The sequence below is a fragment of the Streptomyces sp. NPDC058796 genome (genome assembly GCF_042745235.1).
In the GTDB taxonomy this organism is placed as follows: Bacteria; Actinomycetota; Actinomycetes; order Streptomycetales; family Streptomycetaceae; genus Streptomyces.
Map to the genome: position 1 here is coordinate 646586 of NZ_JBHYOP010000002.1, position 23932 is coordinate 670517.

Genomic DNA, 23932 nt, shown 5'->3' on the forward strand with positions numbered 1-23932 from the left:
TACCATGGGGTGAGGCCGTGGCATGTACCGCCCGGCAGGCCCGCGTGACACGGACGTGCGCGAGGCCGACCTCACACTTCCGGGAGTACGCCTCACTATGGCCACGCGCCACGACATCCGCAACGTCGCCATCGTCGCCCACGTCGACCACGGCAAGACCACCATCGTCGACGGAATGCTCAAGCAGGCCGGTGCCTTCGCCGCGCACCAGCTCGACTCCGTCGACGACCGCATGATGGACTCGAACGACCTGGAGCGTGAGAAGGGCATCACGATCCTCGCCAAGAACACCGCGGTGAAGTACCACCCGAAGGACGGCGGGGACCCGATCACGATCAACATCATCGACACCCCCGGCCACGCCGACTTCGGCGGCGAGGTCGAGCGCGGTCTGTCGATGGTCGACGGTGTCGTGCTGCTCGTGGACGCCTCCGAGGGTCCGCTGCCGCAGACCCGCTTCGTGCTGCGCAAGGCGCTGCACCAGCGGCTGCCGATCATTCTCTGCATCAACAAGACGGACCGTCCGGACGCCCGGATCGACGAGGTCGTCAACGAGACCTACGACCTCTTCCTCGACCTGGACGCCGACGAGGAGCAGATCGAGTTCCCGATCGTCTACGCCTGCGGCCGGGACGGCGTCGCCTCCCTCACCAAGCCCGACGACGGCACGGTCCCCGCGGACTCCACCAACCTGGAGCCGTTCTTCTCCACCATCCTGGAGCACATCCCGGCGCCGACCTACGACGAGGACGCCCCGCTCCAGGCGCACGTGACCAACCTCGACGCCGACAACTTCCTCGGCCGCATCGCCCTGCTCCGCGTCCACCAGGGCGAGCTGAAGAAGGGCCAGACGGTCGCCTGGATGAAGCGCGACGGCTCGGTCAGCAACGTGCGCATCTCCGAGCTGATGATGACCGAGGCGCTCACCCGCAAGCCCGCCGAGAAGGCCGGCCCCGGTGACATCTGCGCCGTCGCAGGCATCCCGGACATCATGATCGGCGAGACCCTGGCCGACCAGGAGAACCCGGTCCCGCTGCCGCTGATCACGGTGGACGAGCCCGCGATCTCCATGGTCATCGGCACCAACACCTCCCCGCTGGTCGGCCGCGGCGCCACCGGCAAGGGCGCGGACAACAAGGCGGCCGTCAAGGACCGCAAGGTCACCGCCCGTCAGGTCAAGGACCGCCTGGACCGCGAGCTGATCGGCAACGTGTCGCTCCGCGTCCTGGACACCGAACGCCCGGACGCCTGGGAGGTGCAGGGCCGCGGTGAGCTGGCGCTGGCCATCCTGGTCGAGCAGATGCGCCGCGAGGGCTTCGAGCTGACCATCGGCAAGCCGCAGGTCGTCACCAAGGAGGTCGAGGGCAAGACGTACGAGCCCGTCGAGCGGATGACGATCGACGTGCCCGAGGAGCACATGGGCGCGGTCACGCAGCTCATGGGCGTGCGCAAGGGCCGGATGGACAACATGTCCAACCACGGCTCGGGCTGGGTGCGCATGGAGTTCGTGGTGCCGTCCCGCGGTCTGATCGGATTCCGGACGGAGTTCCTGACCCAGACCCGCGGCACCGGCATCGCCCACTCCATCCACGAGGGCCACGAGCCCTGGTTCGGCACGCTGCAGACCCGCAACAACGGCTCGCTGGTCGCCGACCGCTCCGGTGCCGTCACCGCGTTCGCGATGACCAACCTCCAGGAGCGCGGCGTGCTCTTCACCGAGCCCGGCACCGAGGTGTACGAGGGCATGATCGTCGGCGAGAACTCCCGCGCCGACGACATGGACGTCAACATCACCAAGGAGAAGAAGCTCACCAACATGCGGTCGTCCACGGCCGATGTGACCGAGTCGATCGTCCCGCCGCGCAAGCTCTCGCTGGAGCAGTCGCTGGAGTTCTGCCGCGACGACGAGTGCGTCGAGGTCACGCCGGAGGCCGTCCGCATCCGCAAGGTGAACCTGGACGCCCGCGAGCGCGCCCGCGCCGCGAGCCGCGCCAAGCACGGCTGACACCCCGTTCCAAAACGGCACCGGGCCCCACGTGAACACGTGGGGCCCGGTGCCGTTTCGGGTCAACTCTAGGGAAAACCCTCGATTCGGAGGCGGAACGCCGCCCAGCGGCCGGAACCGCACTAACCTCCGCGGAAGCATTTCGCCCGGCCCGCCGGCGCGGCGTGCCGAACGCAGGACAGTCCTGCACGGGACTCTGCACTGCGGACGCGTTACGCGCAATCACTTTTCGTCACACCGGCGTTCGCTATGCGGACAGTGACCACCGCCAGATGTGTAACAAGTCCGTTTCGCAGTGATCTCTCACCAAACCCTTTGTCCGGATTTTGAAAGATCTAGCCCCTATCTGTGATCGAACCGAGACCTCAAGAGTGTGGTTCGTTCCCCTGCGGATGGCAGATAGTTAGGCGCGTAAAGCTCGAATGAACGGGTCACGCGCTGAGGGCGAAGACTCGCGAGCGCGGGGGCACCAGACGATTTCCGGCACCGCGAGGTGGCCGGGATGAGTCATGTGCTCCTCTTTGCGGTGAACCAGCGGATTCATGAGGAGGAACCCATGCGAGGTGCCACAAGCGCCATATGGGTCGCATCGTCCCCGATGGCGGCTGAAGGCCCCGCGGGCGCGTCCTGTGCCGTCACGGTGGTTGCGGTAGCGACGCGACGTCGCGAACTCCCTTGACGACTCGTTCCGTCGGTCGGTAGGCCCCGACCGCGAGCCAGGGTTCCCCAGGGGTGGTGACGCCGCCCCTCCGTCGTTGTTCCCCTCGCGCGCTGCGAATGACGTACGCCGTGCGAAGGCCGTCGGACCGCAGTGCGCCCCCGACGACCTCCAACCTGTGAAACGGACGAATCATGACGAGTCCAATCGAGCTTGAGGGTGCTGAAGCCTCTTCCGTCTTGGACAAGGAGAGCGCGCCCAAGGGCGACGCCGACAAGCCGAAGGAGCCGGTGGGGCAGAAGCCGGGGCAGTTGATGTGGGCGCGCTTCAAGCGCGACCGGGCCGGTGTGATCTCGGCATGCGTCGTCCTCTTCTTCTTCGTGATCTCCGCCGCGGCGCCCCTGATTTCTAAGGTCTACGGCAAGGACCCGTACACGCTCTACGGGCAGGAGCGGCCCGAGCTGCTCGACATGTTCACCATGCCGGCGGCGCCGTTCGGCGGCATCGACGGGGAGTTCTGGTTCGGCATCGAACCGGGCCTGGGCCGCGACGTGTTCACGCAGCTGCTGTACGGCATGCGCAACTCGATCGCCACCGCGCTGGCGGCGACCCTCATCATGACGATCCTGGGCGTGCTGATCGGTCTCACCGGCGGCTACTTCGGCGGGAAGATCGACTACTGGCTCGGCCGGGTGACCGACTTCTTCATGGCGCTGCCCAGCCAGCTGTTCTTCGTCGCCGCGATGCCCGTCATCACCACGGTCTTCGTCGCCCCGGACAAGGAGACGCCCACCTACGTGCGGGCCGCCGCCATCATCATCGTCCTGTCCTTCCTGGGCTGGATGAGCATGGCCCGCATCGTCCGCGGCGCCACCCTCTCCCTGCGCGACCGGGAGTTCGTCGAGGCGGCGCGCATCTCCGGGGCCTCGCCCTGGCGCATCATCCGCAAGGAGCTGCTGCCCAACATCGTCACCCCGACGCTGGTACAGGCGACGCTGACGCTGCCGAGCACCATCCTGAGCATCGCGTTCCTCTCCTTCGTGGGCGTCGGCTACGTCGAGCCCACGCCGGACTGGGGACGGATGTTCGCCATCGGCGCCAACATCGTCGAGCAGGACCCGTACTACATGCTCTTCCCCGGAGTGGCCATGGTGGTCTTCATGGTGGCCTTCAACCTCCTCGGCGACTCGGTGCGGGACGCCTTCGATCCCAAGTCGAGCCGCTGATCCCCCAGGGGAATCCCCCCACACCCCCGCCCGGCCGGACCGGCGCCGCTCAGCCCGCCCTCGGCCAAGTACCAGCAGTGTTCACTACTCACAGGCAGGTGGATTCGTCCCTATGAGCATCTTCCGTAACCGCACCGCCACGGCCGCGATAGTCGCGGTCGCGGCCGGCGCACTCACCCTCACCGCCTGCGGTGGTGGCGGCAGCGACAGCTCCTCCAAGGACAAGAGCAAGACCAAGGAGGACGCCAAGTCGCAGTCGAAGCCGGTCCAGATCGGTGACGCGCAGGCGTCGACCGGTCCGGCCCCCGAGGTGCCGGGCGCCAAGCCGGGCGGCACCGTGACGGTCTACCAGGAGGCGGACTTCTCGCACCTGGACCCGGGCCAGATCTACGTCTCGGACGGCAAGCTGCTCAGCCGCCTCATCTTCCGCGGCCTGACCCAGTACGACGAGGACGACCAGGGCAACCTGACCGTCGTGGGCGACCTCGCCACCGACGCGGGCAAGACGTCGGACGGCGGCAAGACCTGGACGTACACCCTGAAGGACAACCTGAAGGACGAGAACGGGAACCCGATCAACTCTGCGGACATCCGCAACACGGTCGAGCGCCTGTACTCGAACTACATCACCGACGGCCCGACGTACCTGCAGCAGTGGCTGTCCGGTGCCGGCACCACCTACCGCGACGCGTACCAGGGCCCGGACAAGGGCAAGCACCTGCCCGACTCCGTCCTGGAGACGCCGGACGACAAGACGATCGTCTTCCACTTCAAGGAAGCGCGCCCCGACCTCCCGCAGATGCTGACCATGCCCGGTTACAGCGTCGTCCCGGAGGAGACGGACACCAAGGCGAAGTACGACTCCGACCCGGTCTCCGTCGGCCCGTACAAGATCGCCGACTTCAAGCCGGGCAAGTCCATGCAGCTGGTCAAGAACGACCAGTGGGACCCGAAGTCCGACTCCGTGCGCCACCAGTACGTCGACGGCTTCAACATCTCGATGAACTCCGACGACGAGAACCAGACCAAGACCCTCCTCGCCGACCAGGGCGAGGCCAAGAACGCCATGATGTTCACGGGTCAGGTCGCCACCACCCAGCTCCAGAAGGTGGTGAGCGACAAGGAGGCGATGAAGCGCACCATCCAGGGTTACGCGCCCTACGTGTGGCAGCTCAACTTCAACATGGACCGCGTCAAGGACAAGAAGCTCCGTGACGCCATCACCATGGCGATGCCCTCCGACTCCGTCTTCAAGGCCGACGGCGGTGCCTACGGCGGTGAGGTCGCCAACTCGCTGATCTCGCCCACCACTCCGGGCTACGACGCGGAGTTCGACCCGTTCAACCGGCTGAAGAAGCCCAACGGCGACATCGAGGCCGCCAAGAAGCTGATCAAGGAAGGCGGCTTCGAGGGCAAGAGCCTGGTCTACGCCTACGCGAACACGCCGACCCGCCAGAAGCAGGCCGTGCTGATCGCCGACGCGCTGGAGAAGATCGGTCTGGACATCCAGAAGAAGGAGATCGACTCCGCCACCTGGTACGAGCAGGTCGGTAAGGTCAAGAACGGCTACGACCTGTACATGACCGGCTGGGGCCAGGACTGGCCGTCCGCCTCCACGGTCATCCCGCCGGTGTACGACGGCACGCAGATCCAGGACGGCGCGTCGAACTACTCGCACATCAACGACGACCACGTCAACTCCGAGATCAAGCGCATCGAGAAGATCACGGACACGGCCGAGGCCACCAAGGCGTGGGCCGAGCTGGCCAAGTACATCTCCACGGAGGTCAACCCGGCCGCCCCGCTGTACTACACCAAGGTCTTCCAGATCTTCGGTTCGAACATCGGCGGCATCCGCTACAGCCACGACTCCAGCTACGTGGACGTCACGCGGATCTTCCTGAAGAAGTAACCCGCTCGGTCGGGAATCCGGTGGTGGGCGCGCGGCGGAGCGCCCACCACCGGCCCCGGACCCCTCCCAGCCTCCCACCCGACTGCCGCCGTCCTGAGAGCAGCTGTCTGCCATGCTTCAATTCCTCATTCGCCGGACGTTCGGCGCGGCGCTGATCCTCCTGCTGATCAGTGCGTTCACGTTCTTCATGTTCTTCGCGATCCCGCAGGACCCGGCCATGCTGGCCTGTGGCAAGAACTGCACTCCGGACGCGCTGGCGATCATCCACAAGAACCTGGGCCTCGACAAGCCGGTCACCGTCCAGTACTGGGACTTCATGGTCGGGATCTTCGCCGGCCGTGACTTCGCCGTCGGGCACTGCCCGGCCCCCTGCTTCGGTGTGTCCTTCGCCAACGACCAGAACGTCTGGGACACCATCCTGGACCGCTTCCCGCTGACCATCTCGCTGACCGTCGGCAGCCTCCTGGTCTTCCTCACCGTCGGCCTCGGCGCCGGTCTGCTGGCCGCCAAGTTCCGCGGCACCTGGATCGACAAGACCTTCAGCTCCAGCTCCCTGGTCATCAGCTCCCTGCAGATCTACTTCCTCGGCCCGCTGGTGATGATCCCGCTGGTGTACTCCACCGGCTGGCTGGAGAAGCCGAAGTACGTGCCCTTCTCCGAGGACCTCGGCGGCTGGTTCATGGGTCTGCTCATCCCCTGGCTGGTGATGGCGACCATCTTCACCGCCAACTACACCCGGATGAGCCGCTCGTCGATGATCGAGCAACTGCAGGAAGAGCATGTGAGAGCGGCCCGCGCCAAGGGCATGTCGGGCAACTACACCTTCTTCCGCTACGCCTGGCGCGGCTCCCTCATCCCCATCGTCACCATCCTCGGCATCGACCTGTCGGCGCTGATGGGCGGCGGCATGGTCACGGAGATGACGTTCGGCCTGGCCGGCATCGGCCGGCTCGCCCTGGACTCCGTCACCAACAAGGACCTGCCGATGCTGATGGGCGTCATGCTCGTCAGCGCCGCGCTCATCATCGTCTTCAACCTGATCGTGGACGCCATGTACGCCGTCATCGACCCGCGCGTGCGCCTGTCCTAGGAGAACCACCGTGACCACTCAGACCAAGCCCGAAGAGGCCGCTGCCGCCGCCTCGGGGGACGCCTTCCTCTCGGTGCGCGACCTCAAGGTCCACTTCTCCACCGAGGGCGGCGTCGTCAAGGCGGTGGACGGGCTCTCCTTCGACCTGGAGCGCGGCAAGACCCTCGGCATCGTGGGCGAGTCCGGCTCCGGCAAGTCGGTGACCAACCTGGCCGTCCTCGGCCTGCACGACCGCCGGAAGACCGCCATCGACGGGTCGATCACGCTGGACGGCCAGGAGCTGACCGGCGCCGGTGAGAAGCAGCTGGAGTCGCTCCGCGGCAAGAAGATGGCGATGATCTTCCAGGACGCGCTGACCGCGCTGTCGCCGTACTACACGGTCGGCCGGCAGATCGGTGAGCCGTTCATGAAGCACACCGGCGCCTCCAAGAAGGACGCCCGGGTGCGCGCCATCGACCTGCTGGAGAAGGTCGGCATCCCGCACCCGCAGAAGCGGGTCGACGACTACCCGCACCAGTTCTCCGGCGGTATGCGGCAGCGCGCCATGATCGCCATGGCGCTCGCCTGCGACCCGGACCTGCTCATCGCCGACGAGCCGACCACGGCACTCGACGTGACGGTGCAGGCGCAGATCCTCGACCTGCTCAAGGACCTGCAGCAGGAGTTCGGCTCCGCCATCATCATGATCACCCACGACCTCGGCGTGGTCGCCAACATGGCCGACGACATCCTCGTGATGTACGCGGGCCGGGCCGTCGAGCGCGGGACGGTGCGCGAGGTGCTCAAGACGCCTCAGCACCCGTACACCTGGGGGCTGCTGGGCTCCATGCCGAGGCTCTCCTCCGACGTGGACGAGCCGCTGCTGCCCATCCCCGGGTCGCCGCCCTCGCTGCTCAACCCGCCCTCGGGCTGCGCGTTCCACCCGCGGTGCGCCTTCACCGACAAGGTGTCCGGGGACCGTTGCTCCGGTGAGCGGCCGACGCTCGCCGCCGGGCGGGCCGCGGCCTGTCACCTGACGGGGGAACAGCGGCAGCAGGCGTTCATCGAGAAGATTCAGCCCCGGCTGGGCTGAGCGGAAACCGGCGACTGGGGCATCACCATGAGCGACAACAGCAAGACCACCACGGCGGTGGCCGACCCGATCCCGCAGCAGCGGGACGGCGACGGCGGCCCCCTCCTCAAGGTCAGCGGCCTGACGAAGCACTTCCCGATCAAGGGCGGCTTCCCGATCAAGCGCACCGTCGGCCACGTCAAGGCCGTCGACGGCGTCGACTTCGAGGTCTACCCGGGCGAGAGCCTCGGCCTGGTCGGCGAGTCCGGCTGCGGCAAGTCGACCACCGGCCGGCTGCTGACCCGGCTGTACGAGCCCACGCAGGGCACCATCCAGTACAAGGGCCAGGACATCAGCCGGGCCAGCCGCAGGCAGCTGGCGCCGATCAGGTCCGAGATCCAGATGATCTTCCAGGACCCGTACGCGTCGCTGAACCCGCGGCAGACGGTCGGCACGATCATCTCGGGCCCGATGGAGATCAACGGGATCAACCCGCCCGGCGGCCGTGAGAAGCGCGTCCGGGAGCTCCTGGAGATCGTCGGTCTCAACCCGGAGCACTACAACCGCTTCCCGCACGAGTTCTCCGGCGGTCAGCGCCAGCGCATCGGCGTCGCGCGCGCCGTCGCCCTGGAGCCGAAGCTGATCGTCGCGGACGAGCCGGTCTCGGCCCTGGACGTGTCGATCCAGGCCCAGGTGGTGAACCTGCTGCAGGAAGTGCAGCGGGAGATGGGCATCGCGTTCGTCTTCATCGCCCACGACCTGGCGATCGTGCGTCACTTCTCGCAGCGCGTCGCGGTGATGTACCTCGGCAAGATCGTGGAGATCGCGGACCGGGAGTCGATCTACACGCGGCCCCGGCACCCGTACACCCACGCGCTGCTGTCCGCGGTGCCGGAAGCCGACATCGACGGCGACAAGAGGGAGCGCATCCGCCTGGAGGGCGACGTCCCGTCGCCGATCGCCCCGCCGTCCGGCTGCCGGTTCCGCACCCGGTGCTGGAAGGCGCAGGACAAGTGCGCGACCGAGGAGCCGCCGCTGGTCCGCATCGAGGGCAGCAGGGCGGGTCACCTGACCGCCTGCCACTTCCCGGAGGAGCCCACCATCGAGGCGCGGGCCGAGGACGTGGTGATGGACCCGGGGCTGAAGGCCCTGGAGGACGACGGCGGCAAGCGGGTCGCCAAGGGCTGAGCCGGCCACCGGCACGGCACCCCGGAACCGGGGCGGGAGCACGGGCTCCCGCCCCGGTTCCCGTGTGTCCGGCACCCCCGTCCGGAGCAGTGCCGTACCCGTACGGACCGGGCGAACGGGCGTTTTCGTGCCCGCCCCCTGATGCTGGCCGGTAATGGATCAGCGGAGAGATCAGCGGACGCGTCGGGGAACGAGCCGGACGGGTCAGGGCGCGAGGAGGCACCCCATGCGCGGAGTCAGGCACGCCAAATGGGCCGCTTGCGCGGCGGCGGCAGTCCTCGCGGCGGCGGGCTGCGGAGGCGGGGGCAAAAGCGGCGGGGGAGACGCCGGCGCCGTGCTCAGCTCCTCCTGGGGCGACCCGCAGAACCCGCTGGAGCCGGCCAACACCAACGAGGTGCAGGGCGGCAAGGTCCTCGACATGATCTTCCGGGGGCTGAAGAAGTACGACCCGGAGACCGGCGAGGCGCAGAACATGCTCGCCGAGAAGATCGAGACCTCCGACTCGCAGAACTTCACCGTCACCGTCAAGGACGGCTGGACCTTCTCCAACGGTGAGAAGGTCACCGCCCAGTCCTTCGTGGACGCCTGGAACTACGGGGCCAGCCTGAAGAACAACCAGCGCAACGCCTACTTCTTCGCGTACATCGACGGCTACGACAAGGTGCACCCCGAGAGCGGCGAGCAGAGCGCCGACACCCTCTCCGGGCTGAAGGTCACCGGGCCGCTCACCTTCACCGTCAGGCTCAGCCAGAAGTTCTCCACCTTCCCCGACACCCTCGGCTACCCGGCCTTCGCGCCGCTGCCCCGGGCCTTCTTCGACGACCACGACGCCTGGCTGAAGAAGCCCGTCGGCAACGGCCCGTACATGGTGGACAACTACACCCGCGGCTCCCAGATGTCCCTGCGCAAGTGGGAGGAGTACCCCGGCCCGGAGAAGGCGCAGAACGGCGGCGTCGACCTCAAGGTCTACACCGACAACAACACCGCCTACACCGACCTGATGGCGGGCAACCTCGACCTCGTCGACGACATCCCCGCCGCCCAGCTCAAGAACGTCAAGAGCGACCTCGGCGACCGGTACATCAACGCCCCCGCCGGCATCATCCAGACCATCGCCTTCCCGTTCTACGACAACGACTGGAGCAAGCCCGGCTCCGAGAAGGTCCGCAAGGGCCTGTCCATGGCGATCGACCGCAAGCAGATCACCGACACGATCTTCCAGCAGACCCGCACCCCGGCCACCGACTGGACCTCACCCGTCCTCGGTGAGGACGGCGGCTACAAGGCCGGTCTGTGCGGCGAGGCCTGCGAGTACAAGCCCGACGAGGCCAAGAAACTGATCAGGGACGGCGGCGGCCTCCCCGGCGGCCAGGTCAAGATCACGTACAACGCCGACACCGGCTCCCACAAGCAGTGGGTCGACGCGGTCTGCAACTCCATCAACAACGCCCTGGACAACGACCGCGCCTGCGTCGGCAACCCGGTCGGCACCTTCGCCGACTTCCGCAACCAGATCACCGACCAGAAGATGAGCGGCCCCTTCCGCGCCGGCTGGCAGATGGACTACCCGCTCATCCAGAACTTCCTCCAGCCGCTCTACTACACGGGCGCCTCCTCCAACGACGGCAAGTGGTCCAACGAGAAGTTCGACGACCTCGTCGACCAGGCCAACGCCGAGACCGACACCGCCAAGGCCATCGACCTCTTCCAGCAGGCCGAGGAAGTCCTGAGGGACGAGATGGGCGCCATCCCGCTCTGGTACCAGAACGGCAGCGCCGGCTACTCGGAGCGGCTGTCCAACGTGGAGCTCAACCCGTTCAGCGTCCCGGTCTACAACGAGATCAAGGTCGGCTGAGGGGGCGCCATGGGACGCTACGTCGTCCGGCGGCTGCTCCAGATGATCCCGGTCTTCATCGGGGCCACGCTGCTGATCTTCCTGATGGTCAACGTGATGGGCGACCCCATCGCGGGACTCTGCGGCGACCGGGAGTGCGACCCGGCGACGGCCGCGCAGCTGCGGCACGAGTTCGGCCTCGACCAGCCCGTGTGGCAGCAGTACGCCACCTACATGGGCAACCTCTTCACCGGCGACTTCGGCACCGCCTTCAACGGCCAGCCGGTCACCGAGCTGATGGGCACGGCCTTCCCGGTCACCATCCGGCTGACCGTCGTGGCGATCCTCTTCGAGATCGTCGTCGGCATCATCCTCGGTGTCGTCACCGGTCTGCGCCGCGGCCGCCCCGTCGACACCGGGGTGCTGCTCCTGACCCTCGTCGTCATCTCCGTCCCCACCTTCGTCACCGGCCTCCTCCTCCAGCTCCTGCTCGGCGTCAAGTGGGGGTGGATCGACCCGGCCGTCTCCACCGAGGCACCCTTCCGCGAGCTGATCGTCCCCGGCCTGGTCCTCGCCTCGGTCTCCCTGGCGTACGTCACCCGCCTGACCCGCACCTCCATCGCGGAGAACCGGCGCTCCGACTACGTGCGCACCGCCGTCGCCAAGGGCCTGCCGCGCCACCGGGTCATCACCCGGCACCTGCTGCGCAACTCCCTCATCCCCGTCGTCACCTTCATCGGCACCGACATCGGCGCCCTGATGGGCGGCGCCATCGTCACCGAGCGGATCTTCAACATCCACGGCGTCGGCTACCAGCTCTACCAGGGCATCCTGCGCCAGAACACCCAGACCGTGGTCGGCTTCGTCACCGTCCTGGTCCTCGTCTTCCTCGTCGCCAACCTCCTCGTCGACCTCCTGTACGCCGTACTCGACCCGAGGATCCGCTATGCCTGACCACCAGCAGCCCTACGAGCCCGAGCGCGCCGTCGCCGGCACCGGCATGGGCGGGCAGATGGACCTGGGCGCGAGCGAGGCGGTCACGCTGGAGCAGCCGCCGGAACCGGACGGGGCGGACCCGCGGGACAAGCCCCGCAGCCTCTGGTCCGACGCCTGGCACGACCTGCGCCGCAACCCCGTCTTCATCATCTCGGCCCTGGTGATCCTCTTCCTGATCGTGATCTCCATCTGGCCGTCCCTGATCGCCTCCGGCAGCCCCCTCAAGTGCGACCTGGCCAAGGCCCAGGAGGGCTCCCAGTCCGGCCACCCCTTCGGCTTCAACGGCCAGGGCTGTGACGTCTACACCCGCACCGTCTACGGCGCCCGTACGTCGGTGGCGGTCGGCGTCCTCGCCACGCTGGGGGTCGCCGTCCTCGGCAGCGTGCTGGGCGGGCTCGCCGGCTTCTTCGGCGGCGCGGGGGACGCGATCCTCTCCCGGATCACCGACGTGTTCTTCGCGATCCCGGTGGTCCTCGGCGGCCTGGTCCTGCTCTCCGTCATCACCAGCAACACCGTCTGGCCGGTCATCGGCTTCATCGTGCTGCTCGGCTGGCCGCAGATCTCCCGCATCGCCCGCGGCTCCGTCATCACCGCCAAGCAGAACGACTACGTCCAGGCGGCCCGCGCGCTCGGCGCCTCCAACTCCCGGCTCCTGCTGCGCCACATCGCGCCCAACGCGATCGCGCCGGTCATCGTCGTCGCCACCATCGCGCTGGGCACCTACATCTCCCTGGAGGCGACCCTGTCCTTCCTCGGCGTCGGCCTCAAGCCGCCCAGCGTCTCCTGGGGCATCGACATCTCCGCCGCCGCCCCCTACGTACGCAACGCCCCGCACGCCCTGCTCTGGCCCTCCGGAGCCCTCGCCGTCACCGTCCTCGCGTTCATCATGCTCGGCGACGCGGTGCGCGACGCCCTCGACCCGAAGCTGAGGTGAGCCCCGCATGCTGCTCGAAGTGCGCGACCTGCACGTGGAGTTCCACACCCGCGACGGCGTCGCCAAGGCCGTCAACGGCGTCAGCTACGGGGTCGACGCGGGCGAGACCCTGGCGGTCCTCGGCGAGTCCGGCTCCGGCAAGTCCGTCACCGCCCAGACCGTCATGGGCATCCTCGACATGCCGCCCGGCCGGATCACCGCCGGCGAGGTCCTCTTCGAGGGCCGGGACCTGCTGAAGCTGAAGGAGGAGGAGCGCCGGAAGGTCCGCGGCGCCGAGATGGCGATGATCTTCCAGGACGCGCTGTCCTCGCTCAACCCCGTCCTCACCGTCGGCGACCAGCTCGGCGAGATGTTCACCGTCCACCGGGGGATGTCGCGCAAGGACGCCCGCGCCAAGGCCGTGGAGCTGATGGACCGGGTCCGCATCCCCGCCGCGAAGGAGAGGGTGCGGCAGTACCCGCACCAGTTCTCCGGCGGCATGCGCCAGCGCATCATGATCGCCATGGCGATGGCCCTGGAGCCGAAGCTCATCATCGCCGACGAGCCCACCACCGCCCTCGACGTCACCGTCCAGGCCCAGGTGATGGACCTGCTCGCGGAACTCCAGCGCGAGCTGCACATGGGCCTGATCCTGATCACCCACGACCTCGGCGTCGTCGCCGACGTCGCCGACAAGATCGCGGTGATGTACGCGGGCCGGATCGTCGAGTCCGCCCCCGTGCACGACATCTACAAGGCGCCCGCCCACCCCTACACCCGCGGCCTGCTGGAGTCGATCCCGCGCCTGGACCAGAAGGGCCAGGAGCTGTACGCCATCAAGGGCCTGCCGCCCAACCTCACCCGCATCCCGCCCGGCTGCGCCTTCCACCCGCGCTGCCCAATGGCCCAGGACGTCTGCCGCACCGACGTGCCTCCCCTCTACGACGTCACGGAGTCCGACGCCGAGCGGGGCAGCGCCTGCCACTTCTGGAGGGAGTGCCTGCATGGCTGAGACCACCGAGCCGATCCTCGAAGTCCGCGGCCTGGTCAAGCACTACCCGCTGACCTCCGGCATCCTCTTCAAGAAGCAGGTCGGCGCGGTGAAGGCCGTCGACGGCGTCGACTTCACGCTGGCCCGCGGGGAGACCCTGGGCATCGTCGGCGAGTCCGGCTGCGGCAAGTCCACGGTCGCCAAGATGCTGGTCAACCTGGAGAAGCCGACGGCCGGCGAAATCCGCTACAAGGGCGAGGACATCACCCGGCTGTCCGGAAAGGCCCTGAAGGCCGTACGCCGCAACATCCAGATGGTCTTCCAGGACCCCTACACCTCCCTCAACCCGCGCATGACGGTCGGCGACATCATCGGGGAGGCGTACGACATCCACCCGGAGGTGGCCCCGAAGGGCGACCGGCGGGGGCGGGTCCAGCACCTGCTGGACGTGGTCGGCCTCAACCCGGAGTACATCAACCGCTACCCCCACCAGTTCTCCGGCGGCCAGCGCCAGCGCATCGGCATCGCGCGGGGTCTCGCCCTGCGCCCGGAGATCATCGTCGCCGACGAGCCGGTCTCGGCGTTGGACGTCTCCGTGCAGGCCCAGGTGATCAACCTGCTGGGCCGCCTCCAGGACGAGTTCGACCTCTCCTACATCTTCATCGCCCACGACCTCTCGATCGTCCGGCACATCTCCGACCGGGTCGGCGTGATGTACCTGGGCCGCATCGTGGAGACCGGCCGCGACGCCGAGATCTACGACCATCCGACCCACCCCTACACCCAGGCGCTGCTGTCCGCCGTGCCCGTGCCCGACCCGGAGGCCCGGGAGCACCGGGAGCGGATCATTCTGGCCGGTGACGTCCCGTCGCCGACCAACATCCCGTCCGGCTGCCGCTTCCGCACCCGCTGCTGGAAGGCGCGGGAGCGCTGCGCCCTGGAGGTGCCGGCGCTGGCGGTGCCCGCCGAGTTCCGGGGCGTCCAGGGCCCCGCCGCCCACGACTCGGCGTGCCACTTCGCCGAGGAGAAGCAGGTGGTGCCGGAGACGGAGGACGGCGGACACGGCAGCGGGCCGGGGTGACATGGCGCTCCCCGGCCCGCTCACGGCACCCGCACGGCCGTACGCCGATCAGCGTGCCGCGTCCGTATATCGGGACCGCGTCGGTGAAGTTGCCCGCGTGTTAAGGCGGTCGGCGCACACGGGTGACGTCAGGTGCGCGGCATGTTCAGCGACCGCTTGAGGAAGTCCACCTGGAGCAGCAGCAGGTTCTCGGCGACCGACTCCTGCGGGGTCATGTGCGTGACGCCGGACAGCGGCAGCACCTCGTGCGGGCGGCCGGCGGCCAGCAGGGCCGAGGACAGCCGCAGGGAGTGGGCGACCACGACGTTGTCGTCCACCAGCCCGTGGATGACCATCATGGGCCGGTGCGGCTCTGCGGCGTCGACGAGTCCCGCGTCGTCGATGACCGAGTTGCGGCGGTAGACCTCCGGTTGCTCGTCGGGGTGGCCGACGTAGCGCTCCTGGTAGTGGGTGTCGTACAGCCGCAGGTCGGTGACCGGGGCGCCGACGACGGCGGCGTGGAAGACGTCCGGCCGGCGCAGCGCGGCCAGCGCCGCCAGGTAGCCGCCGAAGGACCAGCCCCGGATGGCCACGCGGCTCAGGTCCAGCGGGAAGTCGGCGGCGAGGGCGTGCAGGGCGTCCACCTGGTCCTGGAGGACGACGGCGGCGATGTCGTCCTTGACGGCCTTCTCCCAGGCGGGGGAGCGGCCCGGGGTGCCCCGTCCGTCGGCGACGACCACCGCGAACCCCTGGTCGGCGAACCACTGCGAGGTGAGGTGGGCGTTGTGCGCGGCCACCACACGCTGGCCGTGCGGGCCACCGTACGGGTCCAGGAGGACGGGGAGGGGGGTGTCACCGTGGTAGTCCCTTGGCATAAGCACGGCGCACGGGACACGGCGTGCGCCCCCTTCGGTGAGCGTCACGCGCGGGGACAAACCGGGGTCTTCGGCATAAGTGGCGACGGTCGCCACCGGCTTCCCGTCCCGCAGGACCTGCACCCGGGCCCCCGGCCGGTCGAGCGTCGCCGAGACCAGAACGGTCACGTTGCCGGCGCGCACCGCGGAGTGCACGCCGGGCTCCTGGGAGACGCGCTCCACGCCGAGTTCGTTCACCCGGTAGACGTGCACTTCGCCCGTCTCGGGGCCCTCCGCCTCCTCACCGGCCGACGCGCAGACCAGCACGTCGTCGCCGGACACGTCGAGCACGGCCCGCAGGTGCAACTGGGCTCCGGTGAGCGGCCGTTCACCGACCGCCAGGACCCGCGCGCCGCCCTCGTCGGCGATCCGCACGAGCTGTCCGGAAGGGCTCCAGCAGGGGACGCCGGGGAAGAGTTCCAGCCAAATCGGATCTTCGTCGGCGTGCACCATCCGGGTCGCCCCGGACTCGGTGTCAACGGCCAGGAACAGCTGGCTGCGCTGGTCGCGCGCCTGTACGAGGAGGAGCGGGGCACCCGCCGCTGACCAGTGCACTCGCGCCAGATACGGGTACCGGGCCCGGTCCCACAGGACCTCCGTGCGCCCCCCGTCCAGCCCGACCACGAACAGCCGTACGTCCGCGTTGGCGGTGCCCGCCGCCGGATACGGCACGTGGTGTGGGTCACGGTCGGGGTGGGCGGGATCGGAGATCCACCACCGCCGCACCGGCGTGTCGTCCACGCGCGCCACCAGCAGCCGGTCCGACTCCGGCCCCCACCAGAAGCCCCGGCTGCGGCCCATCTCCTCGGCGGCGATGAACTCGGCGAGCCCGTACGTGACGCCCTCCGCCTCCGCCTCGGCCAGCGCCCGGTCCTCGCCGCCCTCGGCACCGACGACGCGCAGGGCACCCCGGGCGACGTAGGCGATGTGCCGGCCGTCGGGGGAGGGGCGCGGGTCGATCACCGGCCCGGGGACGGACAGTTCGCGGGCGGTCCCGGCCCGCAGCTCGGCCGCGAAGAGGCGCCCGGACAAGGCGAAGGAGGCCAGCTCCAGGGCCGCGTCGGTGGCGTAGCCGACGATGCCGGCGCCACCTTCGCGGCTGCGCTCCCGACGTGCCCGTTCCTCGGGCGGCAGATGCTCCTCGGCGCCGCCCAGGAGGGCGCGCGGGTCGGCGGCGACGCGCTCCCCGCCCTCGTCGACGTCGAGGATCCACAGCGAGTTGGCCCGGTCCGTACCGGAACCGGAGCGCAGGAAGGCGACCCGTGAACCGTCGGGCGCCACGGCGAACGAACGCGGCGCGCCGAGCGTGAACCGCTGGGTGCGGGCGTGCCGTTTGGGGAAGGAGTCGGACTCGGTCGTCATGCCTTGACCATATTGGCCATGCGCCCCCTTGTGCGGCCGTGCGCCGAGAGATGCGCGCGCACGGATAGTTATGATCACTAGCGCATAGTGGGTATCAACCGGGTGCCCGCTGCGTGGATTTATCTGCCCCAAGGTTCGACTGCGACCGATCGCGTTCGACTGCGTCCGACCCCCCCATGTCCCTGGGCTTATTGGAGGTGAGCCGCCGTGGCACTCTCGATTTCGGCGGTTGTGCTGCTGGCGATCATCGTCTTCCTGCTGGTCAAGAAGTCAGGCCTGAAGGCGGGGCATGCGGTCGTCTGCATGCTGCTGGGCTTCTACCTGGCCTCGTCGACCGTCGCGCCCACGATCAGTGAGCTGACGACGAACATCGCGGGGATGATCGGAAGCATCAGCTTCTGACGACGCCGGGCGGCCGCGGTCGGGGCGTGTCGTGGTCAGGGCGGCGGCCTCTTAGGGTGGAGCCCATGACGGAACTGCCCTCCCGGCGTCTGCTGCTGGTGCACGCGCACCCGGACGACGAGTCGATCAACAACGGCGTCACCATGGCCAGGTACGCGGCCGAGGGCGCCCACGTGACGCTGGTGACCTGCACCCTCGGTGAGCGGGGCGAGGTCATCCCGCCCGGGCTCGCGCACCTGACCGGAGCCGCCCTCGGCGGACACCGCGCTCAGGAGCTGGCGGCCGCCATGCGCGCGCTCGGCGTCGAGGACTTCCGGCTGCTCGGCGGGCCGGGCCGGTTCGCGGACTCCGGGATGATGGGCCTGCCCGACAACGACGACCCCGGCTGCCTGTGGCAGGCCGACGTCGACCGGGCCGCCGAGCTGCTCGTCGAGGTGATCCGCGAGGTGCGGCCGCAGGTCCTCGTCACCTACGACCCGGACGGTGGCTACGGCCACCCCGACCACATCCAGGCGCACCGCGTCGCCATGCGGGCGGTGGAACTGGCGGCCGAGACCGGATGCCCCGTCGCCAAGGTCTACTGGAACCGCGTACCGCGCTCCGTCGCCGAGGAAGCCTTCGCCCGGCTGGACGAGGAGCTGCCGCTCCTGCCCTTCGAGAAGGCGGCCGGCGTCGGGGACGTACCGGGCGTCGTGGACGACGAGCTGATCACCACCGAGATCCGCGGCGAGGGCTTCACGCACGCGGCCAAGGCCGCCGCCATGCGCGCGCACGCCACGCAGATCACCGTCGACGGCCCGTACTTCGTCCTCTCCAACGAACTGGCCCAGCCGCTCTTCACCACCGAGTACTACGAACTGGTGCGCGGCGAGCGCGGCCCCGGCGGCGGGGACGGCGGGCGCGAGAGCGACCTCTTCGCCGGAATCGAGAACGGCACCGGCATCCAGGAGGCGTCGTGAGCGGCCGCACCCAACCGACGAACTCCGCCCTGGCCCAGCCGCTGCGTCCGCCCTCCCTCGGGCGGGCCGCCCTCTACCTCGGGCTCTTCGCGCTCGGTGCCGTGGTCGGCGTGGCGGGCGCACTGGTGCAGCCGGCGTGGTTCCCGGGCGGGCTGCTGCTCGCGCTGGCCGCCGAGGCGGGCCTCTGCCTCGGCGCGGGCCGGGCCGTGGGGCGCCGGGGCGGAGCCGTCGCGCCCGCCGCCGGCTGGGCGCTCGCCGTGGTCCTGCTCACCACCAGCCGGCCGGAGGGCGACTTCCTCTTCGCCGCCGGCAGCGGCTCCTATCTCTTCCTGCTCGGCGGCATCGCCATCGCTGTGATGTGCGCCACCCTCGCACCGGTGCGGCGGCCGGACGGTGACGCCGTCCGGCTCCACAAGTGACGTACGGCTTCGCCGTGGCGCCGGCGTGCGAGTCCGGTGTGGGTTTCCCCAGCGGTCAAGGGATACACGCGAGAGGTGGCCAGTATGGTGGTGCGCGCCGCCGAGCCGCCCGCTGAAGGTGTGACGGGCGGCGGAGCCAACCGGGAGAACCTGCCTTGAGTCGTGAAACTGACAGTTCGTCCTCCGGGCCCCACGGGCGCGGCGGAGCCGCCTACCCGTCGGGCACCCCGCCCTACGGGACACCCACGGCTTCCGACGCCGGTGCGGACGCGGGCCGTTCGGCCTCGCGGCCCGAGGAGCGCAAGACCGAGACGACGCTGACGACCCGTATCAAAATCAACATCCCCGGGTCGCGTCCCATCCCGCCGGTCGTCGTGCGCAAGCCCGTCGCGGACGCCGGGACCGACGCCGGTGACACGGAGACGGCCGGGCGGTCCGAGCCGAGCGCCTCCGCGCCGGCCCCCGGCGTCGCGGAGGCTCCCGCCGAGCCCGAGCAGCACGCCGGGCCCGCCGAGGACAAGCCGACCAGCGACTGGTTCGCGCCGCGCAAGTCCGGTCCGGGCAAGGGTGCTCAGGGTGGTGGCTCCGTCAACGGTGCCGGTACGGCCGGTGGTTCGGGGACCGCGCCCGGTGCGCCGGGCGCCTCCGGCCCGGGAGCCGGTGCGGGTGCCGGTGCCGGTGCGGGTGTTTCCGGTGCGGGCGCGCGGCCGGGCGGCGGGAGCGGCCGTCCCGGTGGCGTCGTCGGCTCCATGAACGCCCCGGGCGGCTCCCGGAACGGTTCCGCGGGCGGCGCCGGCCGTTCCGGTGCGACCGGCGGTCCCGTGGCGCCCGGCCACGGCGGCGGCACGGGCTCCTTCGACGTCACCGAGGCACTGGCGGCGGGGCCGCTCGGCAACGGCAACGGCACCCGTCCGGGCGGCGACGACCTGCCGTACTTCGCGGGCGACGGGCAGGACGGCCGGGCTCCCGGCCCCCGCGAGCGGCAGCACGGACCGAACGGACAGTCCCCGTACGGCGGTCCCCAGGGCACCCAGGCCCCCGCGGGCCCGACGGGCGGCCCGGTCACCGGCGACAGCGCGCTGGCGTCGCCGGCCGGTGGTCCCGGTCTGCCCGGCGGCCCCGGCGTGCCGGGCGGCCAGCGCGGTCCCGAACCCAACGGCCTGCGCGGCCCGGGCAGGCCGCAAGGCCCCGGCGCCGGTCCCGGCAGCGCCCGGCTCGGTCCCGGCGGCGGGCTCAGCGACGACACCGCGATCCTCACTCCGCAGAAGCCCGCGCCGGAGCCCGGCACCCACGGCCACGGCAACCCGGACAACGTCTCCGGCAACACCGTCACCAGCGGCATCCCCGTCGTACCGTCGGAAGGCACCGCGCCGTTCCGGGGCGCTCCTGTCGACGGGACGTCGCCGCACACGCCCCCGAAGCTGCCCCAGCCCGTCTCCGCGCCCCCGGCGAGCTCCGCCAAGCCCGCCAAGAAGAAGGGACGCGGGAAGCTCCCGCTGCTCGTCGGCGGCCTGGTCGTCGTCGCCGGTGTCACCTACGGCGCCGGCCTGCTCATGAACCGCTCCGACGTGCCGAAGGGCACCACCGTGCTCGGCGTCGACATCGGCGGCAGCACGCGCGACGACGCCGTCGAGAAGCTGGACGAGGTCCTCGGGGCCCGCGCGGCCAAGCCGCTCAAGCTCGAGGTGGGCGGCGAAACCGTCTCCCTGAAGCCGGACCAGGCGGGGCTCCAGTTCGACACGCAGGCCACGGCCAGCAACGCGGCGACCAGCGACTACAACCCGGTCTCCGTGATCGGCTCGCTCTTCGGCCAGGAGCGGGTCGTCGAGCCGGAGATGCCCGTCGACGAGGAGAAGCTGCACGCCGCCCTGGAGGACGCCGCGGGCGGCGCCGGATCGGTGACCGAGGGCACGATCGAGTTCGAGTCCGGCAAGGCCGTCCCCGTGTACGGCAAACCGGGCCAGGGCATCGACGTCGCCAAGTCCACCGAGGCCGTGCGGGAGGCGTACCGAGCCCAGGTCGAGACGGGCACCGCCACCCCGGTGAACGTGCCGACCACGACCCAGCAGCCCACGGTCTCCAAGGCCGAGGTCGACCGGATGATGAAGGAGTTCGCCGAGCCGGCGATGTCCGCCAAGGTGACCGTGCAGACGGACCCGGCGCACAGCATCGCGTTCAGCCCCGAGAAGTCGCTGTGGAAGTTCCTCAGGGTCACCGCCGTCAACGGCAAGCTCGTCGACAAGCCCGACCTGAACGCCCTCAAGGGCCTGTACGGACAGACCTTCGACGGCGTGCTCATCGGCCGGGCCAACGGTGAGAAGACGGCCGTCACCCCGCAGGACGTCTACGGCGCCCTGCGGCAGGCCCTGAAGAGCGAGACCGACCGCGTCGCGGTCATCGAGACCAACCCCAGCTGACGGCCCACCGAGCAGGAGGAGGGCGGAGGGGCGCCCGGCACTCGCCGGGCGCCCTTCGCGTCGTACGACGCCGCCCCCAGTGCCTGTCCGGCGTTCAGTTCAGCATCGCCCGAGCCCCCCGAGCCTCTTCCCGGACCCGCTCCGCGGCCTCCTCGTCGACCGCCCCCACGACCTCCGCGTACGCCTCCAGCTCCCCGGCCCCCGCCGAGAACTCCCCCCGCTGCACCAGCAACCGCGCCCGCTCGTACCGCAGCCGCGCCGGATGCGCCGGCAGCAGCAGTGCCAGCTCGATCGCCCACAGCCCGACCGCCGACTGCTCCGGCCGCCCCGCCGCCCACGCCCGGATGTTGTTCAGGATCCGCGCCACCACGTCCAACGGCGCCGCGGGCTCCAGCATCGACGGCTGCAACCCCGCCCCCGTCGCCCCGGCGACCAGCACCTCCGCGTCGTTCCCCTCGAGCAGCCGGCCGCCGTCGAACGGATCGGCGAGCACCCGCTCCTCCTCCGACCCGAACGCCGGACCCAGCTCCGACCCGAAGCCGACCACGAAGTGCCCCGGCAGCGCGACCCCGTAGACCGGCGCCCCCGCCCGCCGGGCCACCTCCAGCCACACCACCGACAACAGGATCGGCAGTCCGCGCCGGCGCCGCAGCACCTCGTGCAGCAGCGACGACTCCAGCCGCTGGTAGTCGGCGGCGGCCCCGTGGAACCCGTACCGCTCGCCCAGCAGGTCCCGCAGCGCCACCGCCCAGGCCCGCGGCGAACCGGGCCGGAACGGCAGCTCGCCGGCCAGCCGGTCCAGCTCCACCTGCGCGGCGTCCAGACCCGCCTCGTCCAGCGCCCCGTCCGCCTCCGCCCCCACCAGCAGGCACAGCGTCGACAGGTCGGGCCGCTCGGAACGCGCCTCTTCGGCGAACCGCCGCCGCACCTCGGCGGAGCGTTCCGGCGACGGGGGCTGCGGAGAACGTGGGTGACGCATGACTGGCTCGTGCCCTTCCACGGCGATCGGTTACCGGTCCGTACCGGCGTCCGCCGGCTCCCGGTAGTGGTGGTACGCGTGGTGCGCCGCGAAGCCCATCCCGGTGTACAGCGCCCGCGCCGCCGGGTTGTCGGCCTCGACCTGGAGCCACGCCGCCGACGCGCCCTCGTCGAGCGCCCGCCGGGCCAGCGCGGCCATCACGGCGGTGGCGAGCCCCCGGCGCCGCTGCGCGGGATCGACCTCGACGGCCGCGAAGGAGGCCCACCGCCCGTCCACGACACAGCGGCCGATGGCCGCGGGTGAGTCGGTGCCGGGCACCGTCGCGAACCACACCGACGGACCGGAGCCCAGCACCCGCAGGGCCACGTCGCTCACGCCCTTGCGCTGGTAGCGCGACAGCCACCCCTCGTCCGCCTCCCGGGACAGGACGGCACCGGTGCCCTCCGCCCGGTCGGCGACCGGCGCGAGCCCGCCGGTCCACACCTCGGCCGTCACCTCCCGCACCCAGCCCCGCCGCTCCAGCTCCGCGCACAGCAGCTCCTGTGTGCCCTCGGCACCGGTGGCGGTCTGGACGTACGCGGGCAGGCCGCGGTCGCCGTACCAGCGGCGTACGGCCGTCAGCGCCTCGCCGAGCGGCATTCCCGGATCACCGAGCGGCAGCACGGAGTTGGCCCGCCGCGTGAACCCGCCGGCCGCCCGCAGCTCCCAGCCGCCGAGGCACTCGCTCTCCACCGGCCGCCAGGCACGCGAGGCGACGCGCGCCAGTTCCTCGTAGGAGGCGGCGGGACCGCGGCGACGCGCCGGAGCCGACGGCACCACTTTGCCCGCGACCAGCGAGGATTCGGGTATGCGGACGCTTTCGCCACTCTTCCGTGTGATCAGCAGCACACCGTTGTCCCATGATGTGAGAACACCAACCGTGTCGGTGAACTTCTCCGTCGCGGCACCGGCTTCGTTCAAGCGCCGTACGGAGACTCGTTTGCCCACGTCAGCAGCGGTGATGCGGACTTCGAGACGGCCTGCGGCAGAGATTTCCACGGGTCGGTGCACCCCTCCTGTTCGGATCATGCCCAAGAACGGAGATACTAGGGGCGGGCATCGACGACGCCGCGCTCCCGCGCGCCAGGCGGCGGAGCCTGAGGAGGCCCGCCAGCGCCCGTATCGAGGAGGAACGACAGCGTGACCTACGTCATCGCGCAGCCTTGTGTCGACGTCAAGGACAAGGCGTGCATCGAGGAGTGCCCGGTCGACTGCATCTACGAGGGCCAGCGGTCCTTGTACATCCACCCGGACGAATGCGTCGACTGCGGTGCCTGTGAGCCGGTCTGCCCGGTCGAGGCGATCTTCTACGAGGACGACACTCCGGAGGAGTGGAAGGACTACTACAAGGCGAACGTCGAGTTCTTCGACGAGCTGGGCTCGCCCGGCGGTGCCAGCAAGCTGGGGCTGATCGAGCGGGACCACCCCTTCGTCGCCGCGCTGCCGCCGCAGGCGTAAGCACCCGCGCCGCCTCGGTCCCGTACGGCCCGGTCACCCGATCGGCGCCGTACGGGGCC

Annotated in this window: 19 protein-coding genes; 16 read left to right on the plus strand and 3 right to left on the minus strand. The window is 70.1% G+C overall.

All coding sequences use genetic code 11. The features are described 5' to 3' along the window. Positions 1-97 precede the first annotated feature (97 nt). From typA to ACFW47_RS08330, 11 genes are all read left to right on the plus strand, one after another. The gene (gene typA, locus ACFW47_RS08280) at positions 98-2005 is read left to right on the plus strand and encodes a translational GTPase TypA (RefSeq protein WP_386305202.1); all 1908 of its coding nucleotides are present in this window, start codon (positions 98-100) and stop codon (positions 2003-2005) included. Positions 2006-2857: 852 nt separating this feature from the next. Next, complete coding sequence (locus tag ACFW47_RS08285) at positions 2858-3889, plus strand: ABC transporter permease (protein ID WP_386287853.1); 1032 nt, start codon at positions 2858-2860, stop codon at positions 3887-3889. A 112-nt stretch (positions 3890-4001) separates the two neighbouring features. Further along, positions 4002-5801, plus strand: a complete 1800-nt coding sequence (locus ACFW47_RS08290; protein ID WP_386305203.1) for an ABC transporter substrate-binding protein — start codon at positions 4002-4004, stop codon at positions 5799-5801. A gap of 112 nt (positions 5802-5913) precedes the next feature. Continuing rightward, the gene (locus ACFW47_RS08295) at positions 5914-6891 is read left to right on the plus strand and encodes an ABC transporter permease (RefSeq protein WP_382721888.1); all 978 of its coding nucleotides are present in this window, start codon (positions 5914-5916) and stop codon (positions 6889-6891) included. Positions 6892-6901: 10 nt separating this feature from the next. Next, positions 6902-7963, plus strand: a complete 1062-nt coding sequence (locus ACFW47_RS08300; protein ID WP_386287857.1) for an ABC transporter ATP-binding protein — start codon at positions 6902-6904, stop codon at positions 7961-7963. Between the two features lie 27 nt (positions 7964-7990). Further along, complete coding sequence (locus tag ACFW47_RS08305; RefSeq protein WP_386287859.1) at positions 7991-9130, plus strand: ABC transporter ATP-binding protein; 1140 nt, start codon at positions 7991-7993, stop codon at positions 9128-9130. Between the two features lie 226 nt (positions 9131-9356). After that, complete coding sequence (locus ACFW47_RS08310) at positions 9357-10985, plus strand: ABC transporter substrate-binding protein (RefSeq protein WP_386287861.1); 1629 nt, start codon at positions 9357-9359, stop codon at positions 10983-10985. A gap of 9 nt (positions 10986-10994) precedes the next feature. After that, positions 10995-11918 carry an ABC transporter permease gene (locus ACFW47_RS08315; RefSeq protein ID WP_386305205.1) on the plus strand — a complete coding sequence of 308 codons (924 nt, stop codon included), beginning with the start codon at positions 10995-10997 and terminating at the stop codon, positions 11916-11918. After that, complete coding sequence (locus ACFW47_RS08320) at positions 11911-12894, plus strand: ABC transporter permease (RefSeq protein WP_386287865.1); 984 nt, start codon at positions 11911-11913, stop codon at positions 12892-12894. Before ACFW47_RS08315 ends, ACFW47_RS08320 begins: the two co-directional genes overlap by 8 nt. A gap of 7 nt (positions 12895-12901) precedes the next feature. After that, positions 12902-13885: an ABC transporter ATP-binding protein gene (locus ACFW47_RS08325; protein WP_386287867.1), complete on the plus strand. Its 984-nt coding sequence runs from the start codon at positions 12902-12904 to the stop codon at positions 13883-13885. Continuing rightward, the gene (locus ACFW47_RS08330) at positions 13878-14945 is read left to right on the plus strand and encodes an ABC transporter ATP-binding protein (protein ID WP_386287869.1); all 1068 of its coding nucleotides are present in this window, start codon (positions 13878-13880) and stop codon (positions 14943-14945) included. The genes ACFW47_RS08325 and ACFW47_RS08330 overlap by 8 nt, the downstream gene beginning before the upstream one ends. A 128-nt stretch (positions 14946-15073) precedes the next feature. Here ACFW47_RS08330 and ACFW47_RS08335 read toward each other — a convergent pair whose 3' ends face one another. After that, on the minus strand, positions 15074-17200 hold the full coding sequence (locus ACFW47_RS08335; protein WP_386305206.1) for a prolyl oligopeptidase family serine peptidase: 2127 nt from the start codon (positions 17198-17200) through the stop codon (positions 15074-15076). A gap of 207 nt (positions 17201-17407) precedes the next feature. Between ACFW47_RS08335 and ACFW47_RS08340 the strand changes: the two genes are divergently transcribed. The 4 genes from ACFW47_RS08340 to ACFW47_RS08355 all read left to right on the plus strand — a co-directional run bounded on the left by ACFW47_RS08340 (position 17408) and on the right by ACFW47_RS08355 (position 21397). Then, complete coding sequence (locus tag ACFW47_RS08340) at positions 17408-17602, plus strand: hypothetical protein (protein ID WP_043380305.1); 195 nt, start codon at positions 17408-17410, stop codon at positions 17600-17602. Positions 17603-17667: 65 nt separating this feature from the next. Further along, complete coding sequence (mshB, locus tag ACFW47_RS08345) at positions 17668-18561, plus strand: N-acetyl-1-D-myo-inositol-2-amino-2-deoxy-alpha-D-glucopyranoside deacetylase (RefSeq protein ID WP_386305208.1); 894 nt, start codon at positions 17668-17670, stop codon at positions 18559-18561. Beyond that, the gene (locus tag ACFW47_RS08350) at positions 18558-18980 is read left to right on the plus strand and encodes a DUF6113 family protein (protein WP_386305209.1); all 423 of its coding nucleotides are present in this window, start codon (positions 18558-18560) and stop codon (positions 18978-18980) included. The genes mshB and ACFW47_RS08350 overlap by 4 nt, the downstream gene beginning before the upstream one ends. A 155-nt stretch (positions 18981-19135) precedes the next feature. Next, the gene (locus ACFW47_RS08355) at positions 19136-21397 is read left to right on the plus strand and encodes a hypothetical protein (protein WP_386305211.1); all 2262 of its coding nucleotides are present in this window, start codon (positions 19136-19138) and stop codon (positions 21395-21397) included. Between the two features lie 94 nt (positions 21398-21491). On the opposite strand, the gene ACFW47_RS08360 is transcribed toward ACFW47_RS08355, so the two are convergent. Together ACFW47_RS08360 and ACFW47_RS08365 are read right to left on the minus strand one after the other, a co-directional pair. Then, positions 21492-22376: a transglutaminase-like domain-containing protein gene (locus ACFW47_RS08360; RefSeq protein ID WP_386287878.1), complete on the minus strand. Its 885-nt coding sequence runs from the start codon at positions 22374-22376 to the stop codon at positions 21492-21494. Between the two features lie 30 nt (positions 22377-22406). Next, on the minus strand, positions 22407-23414 hold the full coding sequence (locus tag ACFW47_RS08365) for a GNAT family N-acetyltransferase (protein ID WP_386287880.1): 1008 nt from the start codon (positions 23412-23414) through the stop codon (positions 22407-22409). Positions 23415-23555: 141 nt separating this feature from the next. Between ACFW47_RS08365 and fdxA the strand changes: the two genes are divergently transcribed. Beyond that, the gene (gene fdxA / locus ACFW47_RS08370) at positions 23556-23873 is read left to right on the plus strand and encodes a ferredoxin (RefSeq protein WP_005480604.1); all 318 of its coding nucleotides are present in this window, start codon (positions 23556-23558) and stop codon (positions 23871-23873) included. Positions 23874-23932 lie beyond the last annotated feature (59 nt).